Source organism: Aliirhizobium wenxiniae (assembly GCF_014201355.1).
Lineage (GTDB): Bacteria > Pseudomonadota > Alphaproteobacteria > Rhizobiales > Rhizobiaceae > Neorhizobium > Neorhizobium wenxiniae.
Map to the genome: position 1 here is coordinate 1172034 of NZ_JACHEG010000002.1, position 14455 is coordinate 1186488.

General features: G+C 59.2%; 16 protein-coding genes. 1 reads left to right on the forward strand and 15 read right to left on the reverse strand.

Annotated elements, in window-relative coordinates; all coding sequences use genetic code 11:
• Positions 1–125: 125 nt before the first annotated feature.
• The 14 genes from HNQ72_RS13565 to HNQ72_RS13630 all read right to left on the reverse strand — a co-directional run bounded on the left by HNQ72_RS13565 (position 126) and on the right by HNQ72_RS13630 (position 11988).
• The gene (locus tag HNQ72_RS13565; RefSeq protein ID WP_148145970.1) at positions 126–542 is read right to left on the reverse strand and encodes a helix-turn-helix domain-containing protein; all 417 of its coding nucleotides are present in this window, start codon (positions 540–542) and stop codon (positions 126–128) included.
• A 147-nt stretch (positions 543–689) separates the two neighbouring features.
• Positions 690–2291, reverse strand: a complete 1602-nt coding sequence (lnt, locus tag HNQ72_RS13570; RefSeq protein WP_183992730.1) for an apolipoprotein N-acyltransferase — start codon at positions 2289–2291, stop codon at positions 690–692.
• A 75-nt stretch (positions 2292–2366) separates the two neighbouring features.
• A complete protein-coding gene (locus HNQ72_RS13575) occupies positions 2367–3542 on the reverse strand; it encodes a hemolysin family protein (protein ID WP_183992731.1) in 1176 nt (391 codons plus the stop codon).
• A 10-nt stretch (positions 3543–3552) separates the two neighbouring features.
• On the reverse strand, positions 3553–4062 hold the full coding sequence (ybeY, locus tag HNQ72_RS13580; RefSeq protein WP_183992732.1) for an rRNA maturation RNase YbeY: 510 nt from the start codon (positions 4060–4062) through the stop codon (positions 3553–3555).
• A 21-nt stretch (positions 4063–4083) separates the two neighbouring features.
• A complete protein-coding gene (locus HNQ72_RS13585; RefSeq protein ID WP_112507201.1) occupies positions 4084–5142 on the reverse strand; it encodes a PhoH family protein in 1059 nt (352 codons plus the stop codon).
• Between the two features lie 23 nt (positions 5143–5165).
• Positions 5166–6590, reverse strand: a complete 1425-nt coding sequence (miaB, locus tag HNQ72_RS13590) for a tRNA (N6-isopentenyl adenosine(37)-C2)-methylthiotransferase MiaB (protein ID WP_183992733.1) — start codon at positions 6588–6590, stop codon at positions 5166–5168.
• 55 nt (positions 6591–6645) lie between these two features.
• Positions 6646–7449 (reverse strand): lyso-ornithine lipid O-acyltransferase, encoded by an 804-nt coding sequence (gene olsA / locus HNQ72_RS13595; protein WP_183992734.1) that lies wholly within the window; start codon positions 7447–7449, stop codon positions 6646–6648.
• Positions 7450–7473: 24 nt separating this feature from the next.
• A complete protein-coding gene (locus tag HNQ72_RS13600; protein WP_183992735.1) occupies positions 7474–7902 on the reverse strand; it encodes a Fur family transcriptional regulator in 429 nt (142 codons plus the stop codon).
• 39 nt (positions 7903–7941) lie between these two features.
• On the reverse strand, positions 7942–8436 hold the full coding sequence (locus HNQ72_RS13605; protein ID WP_183992736.1) for a GNAT family N-acetyltransferase: 495 nt from the start codon (positions 8434–8436) through the stop codon (positions 7942–7944).
• Positions 8437–8439: 3 nt separating this feature from the next.
• On the reverse strand, positions 8440–9078 hold the full coding sequence (gene tsaB, locus HNQ72_RS13610) for a tRNA (adenosine(37)-N6)-threonylcarbamoyltransferase complex dimerization subunit type 1 TsaB (RefSeq protein ID WP_183992737.1): 639 nt from the start codon (positions 9076–9078) through the stop codon (positions 8440–8442).
• Positions 9079–9096: 18 nt separating this feature from the next.
• The gene (locus HNQ72_RS13615; protein WP_183992738.1) at positions 9097–9663 is read right to left on the reverse strand and encodes a NifU family protein; all 567 of its coding nucleotides are present in this window, start codon (positions 9661–9663) and stop codon (positions 9097–9099) included.
• Between the two features lie 113 nt (positions 9664–9776).
• Positions 9777–10268, reverse strand: a complete 492-nt coding sequence (locus HNQ72_RS13620; RefSeq protein ID WP_183992739.1) for a universal stress protein — start codon at positions 10266–10268, stop codon at positions 9777–9779.
• 111 nt (positions 10269–10379) lie between these two features.
• A complete protein-coding gene (gene trpS, locus HNQ72_RS13625) occupies positions 10380–11444 on the reverse strand; it encodes a tryptophan--tRNA ligase (RefSeq protein ID WP_183992740.1) in 1065 nt (354 codons plus the stop codon).
• A gap of 145 nt (positions 11445–11589) precedes the next feature.
• Positions 11590–11988, reverse strand: coding sequence for a VOC family protein (locus HNQ72_RS13630; protein ID WP_183992741.1), 399 nt, complete (start codon positions 11986–11988; stop codon positions 11590–11592).
• 368 nt (positions 11989–12356) lie between these two features.
• On the opposite strand from HNQ72_RS13630, the gene HNQ72_RS13635 reads away from it, so the two are divergent.
• A complete protein-coding gene (locus HNQ72_RS13635; RefSeq protein WP_183992742.1) occupies positions 12357–12842 on the forward strand; it encodes a YcbK family protein in 486 nt (161 codons plus the stop codon).
• A 31-nt stretch (positions 12843–12873) separates the two neighbouring features.
• Here HNQ72_RS13635 and murJ read toward each other — a convergent pair whose 3' ends face one another.
• A complete protein-coding gene (murJ, locus tag HNQ72_RS13640) occupies positions 12874–14448 on the reverse strand; it encodes a murein biosynthesis integral membrane protein MurJ (RefSeq protein ID WP_183992743.1) in 1575 nt (524 codons plus the stop codon).
• Positions 14449–14455: the final 7 nt, after the last annotated feature.

Genomic DNA, 14455 nt, shown 5'->3' on the forward strand with positions numbered 1-14455 from the left:
TGACAAAAACAAGAACACAACGACATAAATATATCTTTATGCCTAAAATTGCCCCTGCACTGAAATGAGGACAAAAAAAAGCGGCCGTAAAAGCCGCTTTCTCCTCCCCGTCTCTTGAAGAGAGACTATTCCTCCGCCTCGGCTGCGAGAGCCTTGACGAGATCGACGAGCCTGCGGCGAACCTTGGGGTCAGCGATCTTCACGAATGCGCGGTTGAGCTGAAGACCTTCCGAGGACGACAGAAAGTCAACGACGTAGTTGGAGCTGGATGCTTCGGCCATGCCGGTTGCACCGCCGGACTGCTCGCCCGGCGCGTCTTCAAAGAAGAAGGACACCGGCACGTTGAGAATGCTCGAGATGTTCTGCAGACGGCTCGCGCCGACGCGGTTCGTCCCTTTTTCGTATTTCTGGATCTGCTGAAAAGTAATGCCAAGGCTTTCGCCCAGCTTTTCCTGACTCATGCCCAGCATCGTTCTGCGCAGGCGGATCCGGCTCCCGACGTGAATGTCGATCGGGTTCGGCTTTTTCTTGTTTTCAATCATAATGGGGGTCCTGGTGAAGTTGCAGTTAGGTTTTCAACCCGGTCCGCGTATGGAGAATACACCTCACGATTGGGACGACAGAACCAATGCGCGAAGCATATGACGAGACGGTAGGCATTCTTACTATGCAATTTTGGGGGTTTTTGGTCAATTCTCGCGGGAATTAAAACTTAGACGCGAGGACACTGCAATCACAGACATAAATCCCACAACCAACCAGAAGTACCACTGTCGGCTTCTATTACTCCAATATAGAATATATTTACCACCTATAGATGCGTCAATCACACCCTTTTGATTGTATCCGAGACCCTGCACTACACGGCCAAATGGGTCCACGACCGCCGAAATGCCGGTATTTGCCCCGCGAATCAGGAACATTCCGTTCTCGACGGCCCTCAGACGGGCTTGCTGGAAATGCTGATAAGGACCGGGCGTTGCACCAAACCAGCCGTCATTCGTCACGTTCAGGATAGCGGATGTCCGCTCAACATCGGCGCCGATCTCATTCGGGAAGATCGCCTCATAGCAGATGAGCGGATAAAGAAGTGCACCACCCGGGAGAGTGAGAAGGCTGCGCGAAGAGGCGGCCGTAAACCCGCCCGGCATGGCGATCGCCTCGGTAATCCCAAGCGACGCGAGGATGCTTTCATAGGGTACATATTCGCCATACGGAACAAGATGCACCTTGTCCGCCGCCGATATGATTTGCCCATCACTATCAATAACATAGATGGAATTATAATATCGCGGCGCGACGCCGGCGCCGGCGTTTTCGGAACGCACGGCGCCGGTGACGAGCACCTGGCCATCTTCAAGAACCTCGGCAATCCGAGCCAGCGCGTCCGGATTTTCCGTCAGGATGAAAGGCACCGAAGTCTCCGGCCAGACCACGATATCCGGGCGGGTCTCACCGTCTTTAAGCGGCGCTGCCGTGAGGCGCAGATGTTCGTCGAAGATCTCCGCGCGGTTCGTATCGTCCAGTTTCTGGGCCTGATCGATCATCGGCTGAACAATACGTATGGTTGTTTTTTTGCCGTCTCCGGCAGCGAGTTTTTCGTCTGCGACATTTAGTCGCCATGCGCCAAAGCCGACATGCGCCACCGCCAGAAGCACGGCAGCGGCAAGGCCAAGGACCTTGCCCTTCCCCGTGCCGAGCAGCGCGGGAGCCGCAAAAACGAAGACTGCGAGCACCGTCACGCCGAAAATCCCAAGAACCACATCCGATTGCATCATCAGCGGAACCGGCATTGCCCCGTAACCGATGGCATTCCACGGGAAGCCGGTCAGGACAAAGCTGCGCAGCCATTCCGCCACCCCGAAGGCAGCGGCGAGTGCGGCTAGGCGACCGATGCCGTCAGACCAGAACGCGCGAGCGAGCGCCGTCGCCAGACCGTAGAAGATTGCCAGATAGGCGGGCAGGCCGAAGACGGCGAGAGGCAGCGCCCAGGCGAACTCCTCGGCATCGACCAGCAGAGCGTTGCCGAGCCACCAGAGGTTGGCGACGAAATAGCCGAATCCAAACAGCCAGCCGATCACGAAAGCCGCGCGCAAGCGGCTGATTGCCCCGCCGCCGGGATTGCCCGTCGATCCGTCGATGAGCCAGACGAGAAGCGTGAACGATATGAAAAGCGTGGCGAAAATGCCGAAGGGAGGAAGTGCCAGCGCACCAATGGCACCCGCAAATATTGCGAGTGCAATCCGGGACCACCCCGAAAGAAGCATGACCTTGCCCGCCAGCCGCTCCATGACAGTCCCCTTTTTCGCGAATCAGGGGCGCAGTGTTTCAAAAAAACTGCGCCCTGTCGCGGGTCGGGCGGTGGATCAGGCTTCGGGACGCGCGGCGCCGTTTTCGGCCGGAGCCGGCAGCAGTGCTGCCGGTTGCGGCGGCGCGGTAATCAGCGCTTCGCTCTCGCCCTTCACTTGCCGGCGGCGGGCAAGAGCGCGCTTGCGCAGGATCTTGACGCGCTTGATGCGACGCGGATCGGCATCGAGGATCTGGAATTCGAAGCCGGGGACAGCCTGGACGACCTCGCCACGGACCGGAATACGGCCAAGTGCCGAGAAGATCAGGCCGCCGAGCGTATCGACATCCTCGATGCGGTCGCGGACATCGAAATCGGGACCGATGGCTTCGGAAATCTCTTCAAGCTCGATACGGGCATCAGCGATGAAGACATCATCACCGGCCTTGGACAGCATGACTTCCTGATCGTCATGTTCGTCCTCGACATCACCGATGACCATTTCGACGATATCCTCGTGTGATACGAGACCGTCCGTGCCGCCATATTCGTCGATGACCAGAGCCATCTGCGTGCGGGCAGCCTGCATGGAACGCAACAGATCCGAGGCCAGCATCGAAGGCGGCACGAAGAGAAGCTTGCGAACAAGCCCCGCTTCCGCAACCGTCTGGTCGAGGTTTACCCGGCCGAGATCGAAGGCGGCCTTCGGCGTGCGAACCGGCTTTTCGGTACCGTTGACGGCAGCAGAGATCTGCACCGTGGAGGCCTTGGAGCTGACGCGGCGCTTGTTGCGCGCCTGCTTGGCCAAGTAGGAGAGGAGGTCGCGAATGTGGACGAAGCCGCGGGCATCATCGAGATTGTCGCTATAGACCGGCATGCGCGAACGCCCGGTCTCCTCGAAATGGATCATCAGCTCGCCGATGGTCATGTTCATGTCCACCGCCTCGATATCGGCACGCGGCACCATGATGTCCTCGACACGAACTTCGCGGAAGCGGAGAATGTTGTGCAGCATCGCCCGCTCGTCGGGCGAAAAGGCGTTGCTGACATTGGTATCCGTCATCAACGCGTCGGCGAGATCCTCACGGAGCTGTTCGCCTTGCGACGGCCGAAGCAGGCGCACGGCCCTCGACCAAAAGGAGTTGTGGGATTTTGGGTGATGTTCGGACCTTGCCGAACTACTGCCCTCGTCCGACGAGGGTGAGTCCGAACTGTCCTTGCCCTCTCGGGCGACATTGCTCGAATAATCGTTCATTGTTCCAAACTTATATCAACGGGTCCTGCCCCGCATAGGGGTCAGATAGGCCGAGACCGGCCAAAATGCGAGTCTCAAGTGCTTCCATCTCTTCCGCCTCGTCCTTTTCCATATGGTCGTAACCGAACAAATGGAGGAAACCATGGACGAGCAGATGGGTCAGATGATCGTCGAAAGTCTTGTCGAGATCAACTGCCTCGCGCTCAACAGTTTCTCTGGCAATGACGATATCGCCCAGCATGGGGCCGGGCATGCCGCCGGGTTCGAGCGGAAAAGCAGGGAAAGACAAGACGTTGGTCGGCTTGTCCTTGCCGCGCCACTCGGCGTTAATTTCCTGGATGGAATCGTCATTGGTGAAGACCAGAGACAGTTCCGGCGCCATTTGCGGGAAGGGTTGTTCCTCTTCGCGGGCCAGAAAGTCTGCGGCAGCACCAAGCACACGCTCGCTCAAAGCGGCAAGCACGGCCTCTTCCGGCCAGCCGCCATCTTCCACACTGATCTGTATGTCTAGTTCGGGCATGAATGGTGAGCCCGACCGGTATTACCGGTCGAGAGCTTCCTCGCTTTCCTCGTGGACTGCGTATTGCGCGTCATAGGCCCTGACGATGCGACCGACCAGCGGATGGCGGACGACATCAGTATCCTTGAAGCGGACGACCGAGATGCCCTCGACCCCCTTGAGGATCTGCAGTGCCTCGACCAGACCCGACTTCACGCCGCGCGGCAAGTCGACCTGGCTCGGGTCGCCGGTGATGATCATGCGGCCGTTTTCACCGAGACGGGTCAGGAACATCTTCATCTGCATCGATGTCGTGTTCTGCGCCTCGTCGAGAATGATCGCGGCATTTTGCAGCGTGCGGCCGCGCATGAAGGCAAGCGGCGCGATTTCGATGACGCCGGCGGTGATCGCACGATCGACCTTGTCGGCCGGGATCATGTCATAGAGCGCGTCGTAAAGCGGCCGCAGATAGGGATCGACCTTTTCCTTCATGTCGCCGGGAAGGAAGCCCAAACGCTCGCCAGCTTCAACGGCCGGTCGTGTCAGGATGATCTTATCGACGGCACCGCGTTCCAGAAGCTGGGCTGCGTGGGCGCAGGCGAGATAAGTCTTGCCGGTACCGGCAGGCCCGACGCCGAAGACGAGCTCGGCGCGTTCCAGCGCCCGCATATAGGCGTCCTGGGTGGGCGTGCGGGCCTGAATGGTCTTCTTGCGGGTGGAAATCTGCGCCATGGAGAGCTTTGCCTTGCGTTCCAGCGTCGGTAGCGACAACTGGTCGTCAGCGGCCTGCGCCATGCGGATCGCACCTTCGACGTCGGAAGCTTCCACGGAACCGCCTTTCTGCAGACGTTCATAGAGGAAATCGAGGGCGCGGCGCGCCTGATTTGTCGCGATCACATCGCCTGAAATGGAAACCGAATTGCCGCGCGGACGGGCATCGATGTTGAGGCGCTGTTCGAGAAGCTTGAGGTTCTGGTCGAACTGACCGAAAAGTTCGCTTGCTAATCGGTTATTCTCGAACGTCAGAACAAAGTGGTTGGCGTCGGTCGCTGCGGATCGGGGTTGGCGCGCTGTCGAAGAAACCAATTCTGATGCGTTCAAGTAAGCAAGCTCCTCAACTTGAATTAGACCTCGATTAAACTCTCAACCGGCTCGGCAAACAAGCTGTTCGGACCGGTGCCGATGATTCGTACACTGATAATCTCACCGATTTGCGATGTTTTTGCATCAACATTCACAGACTGCAGCCAGGGCGAGCGTCCGATCACCTGACCGGGCATGCGGCCGGGCTTTTCCAGCAGCAGATCGATGGTCTTTCCGACACAGGATGTGGCGAAGTCGGCCTGCTGTTTCAAGAGCAGGGCCTGAAGCCGCTCCAGCCGCTCGGTCTTCACATCCTCGGCCACATGGTCGGGCAGATCCGCGCCCGGCGTGCCGGGACGGCTCGAATATTTGAACGAGAAGGCCGAGGCGTAATTGACCTCTTCCACGATCTTAAGCGTGTCTTCAAAATCCTGATTCGTTTCGCCAGGGAAACCGACGATGAAATCGCCCGACATGGCGATATCGGGACGGGCGGCGCGGATACGCTCGATCAGCCGAAGGTATTCGGCGCCGGTGTGGCGGCGGTTCATCGCCTTCAGGATACGGTCGGAACCTGCCTGAACCGGAAGATGCAGATAGGGCATGAGGATGCGCAGGTCGCGATGCGCCTCGATCAGCCGGTCGTCCATGTCGCGCGGATGGCTGGTCGTATAACGCAGGCGGGCGAGGCCCGGAACGTCGGCGAGCCGATAGAGAAGATCGGCAAGACCGAGTGCCTTGCCTTTTTCATCCTGCGACTGCCAGGCATTGACGTTCTGGCCGAGCAGCGTGATCTCGCGCACGCCGGCATCCACCAAGCGCTTTGCCTCGTCGATGATCTGGCCGACCGGACGGGAGACTTCCGAACCGCGGGTATAGGGCACGACGCAGAAGGTGCAGAACTTGTCGCAACCTTCCTGCACTGTGAGGAAGGAGGTAACACCGCGCGAGCGGATAACCTTCTTTTCCGTTGCCGGCAGGTGCGCGAACTTGTCCTCGACCGCATATTCCGTATCGACGACGCGCTCACCGCCGCGCGCCTTTTTCAAGGCATCGGGAAGCCGGTGATAGGTCTGCGGGCCGATGACCACGTCGACGGCCGGTGCGCGACGGATGATCTCCTCGCCTTCAGCCTGGGCGACGCAGCCGGCAACGCCGATCATGAATTCGCGGCCTTCGGCGGCACGCTCCTTTTTCATGTCACGCAGGCGGCCGAGCGCGGAATAAACCTTTTCCGCCGCCTTCTCGCGAATATGACAGGTGTTGAGGAGAACGAGATCCGCCTCTCCCATGTCTTCCGTCGTCACATATCCCTCGCCCGCGAGCGCATCGCCCATGCGGGTAGAATCATAGACATTCATCTGACAGCCGTAGGTCTTGATGAAGACCTTGCGGGTGTTGGGACGGCTGTCCGGACAGTGGGCGGCCTCATCGGCCGGCGCGGGAATGGAGACATGTTCGTTCATGCCGCTTCCATACCGCAAGAAAGGACGGAATTGAAGCGGCACATAAACCGTACGCTCAATCCGCATCATACTCCCGCTGCCGCAGATGCCTTATCAGCATGCGGCGGAGCTGGGCGGTGATGTTCTGGCTCAGATGTTTGCGGTTGTCGCCGGTGCGGAAATCGACCGTATCGCCGAAAGCGACCTCCACATCGAGCGCGCCTTCCTTCAGCACGCCAATCAGGTGCGGCATCAGCTCGATATCGCCCGGCCAGGCGGCAAGCGGGCGATGAAACCGCCCCATCGCCATGCCATGGACACGGGTATAGGCGATCGCGACCGGCTGGACGTGTACGACACCATCGGGCGTGTGAGGCACCGCTGCTGCAGCAGCTCCGAAAAGCGAGGATTTCACCTCCAGCAGACGGTTGCCGTCCGACGTCGTGCCTTCGGGAAAAAGCACGACGATCTCGCCGGCATTCATGCGTGCGGCAATCTCGTTGACCTGATCGCCGGTGCGGCGCTTTTCCTCGCGCACGACGAAGATCGTCTTCTGCAGCTTGGCGAGAATGCCGAAGACCGGCCAGTTGGCCACTTCCGACTTGGCAATGTAGACGACATCGGCAACCGCGCCGAGAACGAGGATATCTTTCCACGAGGCATGATTTGCCGCGAGCATCAGCGGCCGGCGGCGCTCGATATGACCATGGACCCGGATACGGATGCCCAGCAGCCAACAGGCGGAACGATGCCAGAGACGCGGAACGTAACGGCGGATCTTCCAGTCAAAGGCGAGGCCGAGAAGCTGAAACGGCAGAAGCGCCAGTGTCACGATCACGAGACAGGCGACAACAAGGCCGATCCGGATGGAGGTGATCACTTATCTTGTCCCTACCGGTTCCGCTCAATCATCGTTCTTGTCGAGGGGAATGCCGTAAAGCTCGAGCCGGTGGCCGACCAGCCGGAAGCCGAGCTCACGGGCGATGCGCTCCTGCAGCGCCTCGATCTCGGCGGACTGAAACTCGATGACATTGCCGGTATTCAGGTCGATCATGTGATCGTGATGTTCTTCCGGCACGGTCTCATAGCGGGAGCGGCCATCGAGAAAGTCATGCTTCTCGATGATGCCCTCGTCCTCGAACAGTTTCACCGTCCGATAGACCGTCGAAATCGAGATGCGCGGATCGACCTTGGACGAGCGGCGATAAAGCTCCTCGACGTCCGGATGATCGTCTGAATCCTGCAATATGCGGGCAATGACCCGGCGCTGGTCGGTCATGCGCATGCCCTTTTCGGCACACAACTCTTCCAGGGTCTTGGAAAGGTCTCTCATGACGTTCTGGCCTTCGAAATATTCACGTATGCTGAGGGACTAGCGAAGATCACGGCTCATGACAAGCGCTGCGGTCCGTCGGCCATCCGCTCCCAGATAATAAGCCGGCCTCTCTGCCACCTTGGCAAAACCGAGTTTGCCGTAAAGCCCGACGGCAGGCTTGTTTTCGGCCTCGACTTCAAGAAACATGCCGTCGGCGCCGCGCGCGATTGCCTCACGCACCGCCGCCTGCATAAGGCGCCAGCCGAGCCCCTGGCGACCGAACTTTTCGGCGACCGCAACCGTCAGGATTTCCGCCTCGCCGCCAGCCTCGCGACTGAGCACGAAGCCGCCGAGTGGCTTGGAGAAGAATGCGTTGGTCTGGCGTGCGACGAAGCCGAAGACATTTTTCTGCGAAAGAAGGTCCTGAAACTCAGCTTCACTCCACTGGCGCGGAAAACGCAGGCCGTGCAGTTCGGAAATCTCGTGGCAATCGACATCCTCGATCGGCACGACTTCGAAAAACGGCTTCCAGGTCAGATAGTCGTCAAACATGGGCTACACCCGTGCCAGAGCAAAACCCGTCTGGGGTTTTGCATCGGGTCCACGCAAATAAAGCGGCTTCGGCCGTGCTCCAGCGACATCCTTTGCAGCGCCGATACGCGCGACAGTTCCGATATCGAAGCGATCACCTGTCTTGGAAATCCACGAGCCGGTAGACTCGGCAGAGAGGGATTTGACAAGATTGTCGACGTCTTCTGCCGAAAGCGCTGCCGGTTCGTTCAGCGCAGCGCCATCGACGGCGAAAGCCTGCGCATAGATTTCCTCGCGCTTGGCATCCATGGCGACGAGTACCGGCTTGTCGGAACCACTGGTTGCCCGATGCGATGCGCCGAGCGTTTCGAGCGTCGAGACGCCGACGCAATCGATCCCGAGCGAAAGAGCCAGACCGCGAGCAGCCGCAACGCCGACACGAATGCCGGTGAAGGAACCGGGGCCGATGACGACGGCAATTTTTCCGACCGCATGGAGATCGACGGCAGCTTCATCCAGCGCCTGATCGATGACCGCCATCAGGCGTTCCGCATGCCCCTTGCCGATTTCTTCCGAGACGGCAGACAAAAGCCTGCCGGCGGAACTGTCAAATACCGCCGCAGAACAATCGATGCCTGCAGTGTCTATAGCGAGAACGATCATGAACAGGTCTTGCGGGTATCAGAGGGCCTCGACCGCCTGCACTTCGGGAACGAAGTGCTTGAGCAGGTTCTGCACACCATGCTTCAGCGTTGCGGTGGAAGACGGGCAGCCGGAGCATGCGCCCTTCATGTTGAGGTAGACGGTACCGTCCTTGAACCCCTTGAAGGTGATGTCGCCGCCATCCTGAGCCACTGCAGGGCGGACGCGGGTTTCCAGCAGTTCCTTGATGGTCGCGACAAGTGTCTCGTCGCCTTCGTCGAAGAACTCGCCTTCCTCGTCCAAATCTTCGGCCATCGCCGAACCGCCGCCCATGACCGGCTGGCCGGACATGAAATGCTCCATGATCGAGCCTAGGATAGCTGGCTTCAGGTGCTGCCACTCGGAATCGGACTTGGTGACGGTGATGAAATCGTAGCCGAAATAAACGCCAGTGACGCCGGGAACGTTAAAAAGGCGCAGGGCCAGCGGAGAGGCTGCTGCTTCGGCTTCATTGCGAAACTCGGCCGTGCCTTTTTCCATGACAACCTTGCCGGGAAGAAACTTCAGGGTCGCCGGGTTCGGCGTGGCTTCGGTCTGGATGAACATGGGCTTGCTCCTGGCCGACGAGCGGCGCTCAGTTTAGAACTCTTCCAAATAAGATAAACGTTCTCATCTTTGGGTTCAAGTGCGCCTTTGTCCGTTCATGGTCAATAGTGAGATCATGCCAGCGAGTCGATTTCCTCGTCCGAGAGCGTATCGGGAAGAACCGTGACCGGGATCGGAAAGGCTGCACCGCGACCGGCAACAGCGGAGACCAGCGGTCCCGGCCCTTCCTTTGCCGAACCGGCCGCGAGCACGAGGATCGCGATATCGCGATCTTCCTCGACCAGCCCGTTGATCTGCTCGGGAGCGCTGCCCTCACGAATGACGATTTCCGGGTCGATGCCAATCGCTTCACGTACCCGGTGGGCGGCCTTCGCCATTACCGCTTCGGCCTCTTCCATCGCTTCGGCGCGCATGATCTGCTCGACACCCAGCCATTGCTGGAAATCGCCTTCGGGAATGACATAGAGGAGAACCAGACCGCCATTGGTATTCTTGGCGCGGCGCCCGGCATAATGAACCGCCTTTTCGCATTCCGGCGTGCCGTCGATGACCGCCATGAACTTGCGCCTATGGCCTTCAAGCCGCGAAAGTCTCTTGGAAACCATAACGCCCCCTGTGTTGCCGAAGCAGTCTCGCCGCGGACCTTATACCAACGTGTAAAAATGAAAACCCGCCGCTTTACGCGACGGGTTTGCCTATTCATTCTACCTCAAAAATCAGCGCAGGAAGCCGATGATGTCGAAGACTTCGTCCATGACCTTCTGCGCACGGGCGCCGGCGCGTTCGCCGCCATCCTTGAGGATCGCGTCGATATGCGTGGTGTCATCGAGAAGGCGGCGCATCTCGGCACCGATCGGGGCGAGGACCTCGACCGCCAGTTCAGCAAGCGCCGGCTTGAAGATGGAGAACTGCTGGCCACCGAATTCGGCCAGGACATCGGCCTTGGTGCGATCGGCAAGCGCTGCATAGATACCGACGAGATTGTCGGCCTCCGGGCGACCGGCCAGGCCTTCGATTTCGCTCGGCAGGCCTTCCGGGTCGGTCTTGGCCTTGCGGATCTTCTTGGCGATATCGTCGGCATCGTCCATCAGGTTGATGCGCGACAAATCCGACGGATCGGACTTCGACATCTTCTTGGTGCCGTCACGCAGCGACATGACGCGCGGTGCCGGACCATCGATCAGCGGTTCGACCAACGGGAAATAACCGTGGATCGGCTCTTCGCCGACGACCATGTCGACACCCGTGCCCGTGGCGCGGATCTTGTCCTGGAAGTCGATGTTGAACTTCTGGGCGATGTCGCGGGCCAGTTCCAGATGCTGCTTCTGGTCGTCACCAACCGGAACGTGGGTGGCGCGGTAGACGAGGATATCGGCCGCCATCAGGCTCGGATAGGCAAGCAGGCCCAGCGAAGCGTTTTCGCGATCCTTGCCGGCCTTGTCCTTGAACTGCGTCATGCGGTTCATCCAACCGATGCGGGCAACGCAGTTGAACACCCAGGCAAGCTCGGCGTGCTGCGGCACGGCCGACTGGTTGAAGACGATGTGCTTCACCGGATCGATACCGGAAGCGATAAAGGCTGCGGCGATCGAACGGATCTGGCCACGCAGGTCGTCATGCACGAGCTGGGCGGTGATCGCATGCAGGTCGACGACGCAATAGATGCAGTCGTTGTTTTCCTGCAGCGCCACGAATTTGCGGATCGCGCCGAGATAATTGCCGAGATGGAGATTGCCGGTCGGCTGAACGCCGGAGAAAACGAGCGGCTTGAAGGTGTTCATGATGTCCTCGAACAGGCGGTTGGAAGGCCTCAGACCTCAAGGTTACGCGCTCCCGGCAGGTTTGAACGTCTCCGGCAATCGCGCCCCGCGGGCCATGTAGCTAACGCCGCGCTCTAAGCACGTCGGGCGGGGCAAAATCAAGGCCTCAGCGCGGAGCATGCTCAATCAAATCCCAGGTGTTGCCGTAGGGATCGGCAAACACGGCTACCGTGCCGTAAACCTCACGGCGCGGTTCCTCCATGAATTTGACGCCGCGGGCACGCATTGCCGCGTGGTCGCGGGCAAAGTCATCGGTTTTCAGGAAGAAGCCGACCCGTCCTCCGGCCTGGTTGCCGATCGCGGCCAGTTGCCTGTCATCCGCGGCCTGAGCGAGAAGCAGAGCCGCACCCTCATCGCCCTTCGGCTTTACCACAAGCCAGCGCTTACCATCGGCAAGAGACGTATCCTCCACGCAGTCAAAGCCAAGGTCACCGCAGTAGAAAGACTTCGCCCGATCGAAGTCATCGACCACCAAGGTCACGAGAAAAAGTGATCGGACTGGCATGGGCGGCTCCTGAGTTTCGCGTAGTGATCTGGCTAAAATCATGGGCCTTAGCAACCATTAAGGGAATTTTTCGCAATTTTATCCCTCAGACCCCAATTTTTTTGGGGGTTTTGACAATCAACTTCGAAGACGTTGCTGTAGAAGCTCGGAGCGCCGCTATGTAACAGTTTTATAACGAAGTTTTGGCGCTCCCCGAACAACTATAACAAGCATCAAGACTGCAATTGGTTAACGAATATTAAGATTCATGACCTATTAATCTCAGTTTGAGGTAAATCCCACCTTATTCACGTCACTTTTCAGAATGAAATACCCCGCTACGACGAAGTCGATCGTCATGACGACTGGTCTTTTCTTAGGGGACAACCATGCGCATCTTTTCTCGCGTCGCGCTGGCCTGCCTATTGGCATTCAGTATGAACGTAAACGCCGAGGCAGCAGGCAAGAACGACAAACGCCGCAGCACAGCAATTCAGCACGATTACTCCGCTTTCTACACGGTACAGCGTGTCAGTGTCCGTACCGGCTGTTTTCCCGAAAAACTGGAAGCGATCCTTGCCCATATCGCCAAGCAGACCGGCAAGAAGCCGATGGTCACGTCAGGTCATCGTCCGCGTTCGGGCAAGTCGCAACATAGCCGCTGTTTCGCCGCTGACATCCGCGTGCCGGGTGTCTCCGAAAAACGTATCCTGGCAGCAGCCCGCACCGCTCCTGGGATCGGCGGCATCGGCCGTTACTGCAATGGCATCGTGCATGTTGATATCGGCCCAAGCCGTACTTGGGCGCACTGTGGCAAGAAGGGTAAGGGCAGCCTTGCCAACCTGAAGCCGAAGTCCAAGAGCAGCGATACGTGATCAAGGCGGCTTGAAAAGCCACCTGCTCCTTTTATGACGATGCCTTAGGCTTGCGCTTCAGGTTGCGGCGGATCATGCCGAGATCGGCACCGCCGATCAGGAAGGCCACGCCGAAATAGACGACCATCGCAAGCGCAATCAGAACGCCAAGAGCCGTGACTTGGCTCAGCAGATGGGCGCCCGGCGCCAGCCATGATCCGGCATAGGGCAAGGCATAGATCAGCACCGCAGCCATCACGCCTGCCGATACGATCAGCAGAACCGTGCGCCTGGCAAGCTGCCATTCCCAGACGAGATCGCCGCGCCAGACCAGGATCGTGAACAACAGCACGGTATTGAGCCAGCCAGCCGCCGCTTCGGCGGTGGCGATACCGCGTTCGGCAAGGATCGGGAAAAGCGAAATCGCCAGACCCGAATTGATCACGACCGCGAGCATGGTGATGCGCATCGGCGTCTTGGTATCCTCGCGCGCATAAAAGCCCGGCTGCAGCGCCTTGATGAGCACGAAACCGGGCAGGCCCAGGCCATAGATCGCCAGAATGCCGGCAACGACCGAGGTGTTTTCAGCAGAGAAGGCCCCGCGTTCGTAGAGCACGCGGATGATTGCATCCGACAGGACCCAAAGACCGGCTGCGGCAGGCAGTGTCAGGAACAGGACGAATTCGATCGACCGGTTCTGGATCCCGGCCGCTTCCTTCGTCTTGCCGCCTTTGAGCGCTCGAGACAGCTCCGGCAAAAGAACGACACCGACGGCCACACCCACCACGCCGAGCGGCAGTTGGTAAATACGGTCGGCATATTGAAGAGCCGCGATCGCCCCTTCCTTGCCGGAGGCGATCGCTTGGCCAATGATCTGGTTGATCTGGGTAACGCCACCGGTAATCGCAGCCGGAACCGCCAGCCATAAAAGCCGCTTGACGTTCGGCGTCATGCGCGGCCGGCGAAAGCCGATATTGATGCCGGCATGGCGCACGCCGATATAAACGACGGCAAGCTGGAGGACACCGGCAACCAGCACGCTCCAGGAGAGATACCAGGCGATCAACTGGGGCTCGGCACCGATCCAAAGGCCGTAGACCAGAGCGGCGATCATCACCACGTTCAGGAAGACCGGCGCAATTGCCGCCGCGAAGAAATGATGCAGCGAATTCAGCATGCCGCTCATCATCGCTGTGAGCGACATGCACATGAGATAGGGGAACATGACCGCGGCCATGCGGATGGTCAGCGACATCTTTTCGGCGTCGTCGGCAAAACCCGGCGCGATGATGAAACGCACCAGCCAAGGCATGGCGAGTTCCATGGCGATGGTGATGAGGAGGAGCGCCGAAAAGAGCACCCCGAAGACCTCTTCCGAAAAGCGCTTGGCGCCCTCGACGCCATTCGCCTCGATCTCTTTCGAGAACAGCGGCACGAAGGCAGCGTTGAAGGCGCCTTCGGCAAACAGCCGGCGAAACAGGTTCGGGAAACGGAAGGCGGCGTAGAAGACGTCAGCCATCGGGCCCGTGCCGAGCGCTGCCGCCATCGCGGTCTCGCGGGCGAACCCGAAGATGCGGCTGCCGAGCGTCGCGCCGCCCACGGTTGCGAATTTCTTGACGAGGCTCATGGTCGGA

Coding starts and splice junctions, on each gene's coding strand:
- HNQ72_RS13600 (WP_183992735.1), bottom strand. CDS start 7,902: ATGAGAGACCTTTCCAAGACCCTGGAAGAGTTGTGTGCCGAAAAGGGC.
- trpS (WP_183992740.1), bottom strand. CDS start 11,444: ATGAACACCTTCAAGCCGCTCGTTTTCTCCGGCGTTCAGCCGACCGGC.
- HNQ72_RS13605 (WP_183992736.1), bottom strand. CDS start 8,436: ATGTTTGACGACTATCTGACCTGGAAGCCGTTTTTCGAAGTCGTGCCG.
- murJ (WP_183992743.1), bottom strand. CDS start 14,448: ATGAGCCTCGTCAAGAAATTCGCAACCGTGGGCGGCGCGACGCTCGGC.
- HNQ72_RS13635 (WP_183992742.1), top strand. CDS start 12,357: ATGCGCATCTTTTCTCGCGTCGCGCTGGCCTGCCTATTGGCATTCAGT.
- HNQ72_RS13575 (WP_183992731.1), bottom strand. CDS start 3,542: ATGAACGATTATTCGAGCAATGTCGCCCGAGAGGGCAAGGACAGTTCG.
- tsaB (WP_183992737.1), bottom strand. CDS start 9,078: ATGATCGTTCTCGCTATAGACACTGCAGGCATCGATTGTTCTGCGGCG.
- lnt (WP_183992730.1), bottom strand. CDS start 2,291: ATGGAGCGGCTGGCGGGCAAGGTCATGCTTCTTTCGGGGTGGTCCCGG.
- ybeY (WP_183992732.1), bottom strand. CDS start 4,062: ATGCCCGAACTAGACATACAGATCAGTGTGGAAGATGGCGGCTGGCCG.
- HNQ72_RS13615 (WP_183992738.1), bottom strand. CDS start 9,663: ATGTTCATCCAGACCGAAGCCACGCCGAACCCGGCGACCCTGAAGTTT.
- HNQ72_RS13630 (WP_183992741.1), bottom strand. CDS start 11,988: ATGCCAGTCCGATCACTTTTTCTCGTGACCTTGGTGGTCGATGACTTC.
- miaB (WP_183992733.1), bottom strand. CDS start 6,590: ATGAACGAACATGTCTCCATTCCCGCGCCGGCCGATGAGGCCGCCCAC.
- HNQ72_RS13620 (WP_183992739.1), bottom strand. CDS start 10,268: ATGGTTTCCAAGAGACTTTCGCGGCTTGAAGGCCATAGGCGCAAGTTC.
- HNQ72_RS13565 (WP_148145970.1), bottom strand. CDS start 542: ATGATTGAAAACAAGAAAAAGCCGAACCCGATCGACATTCACGTCGGG.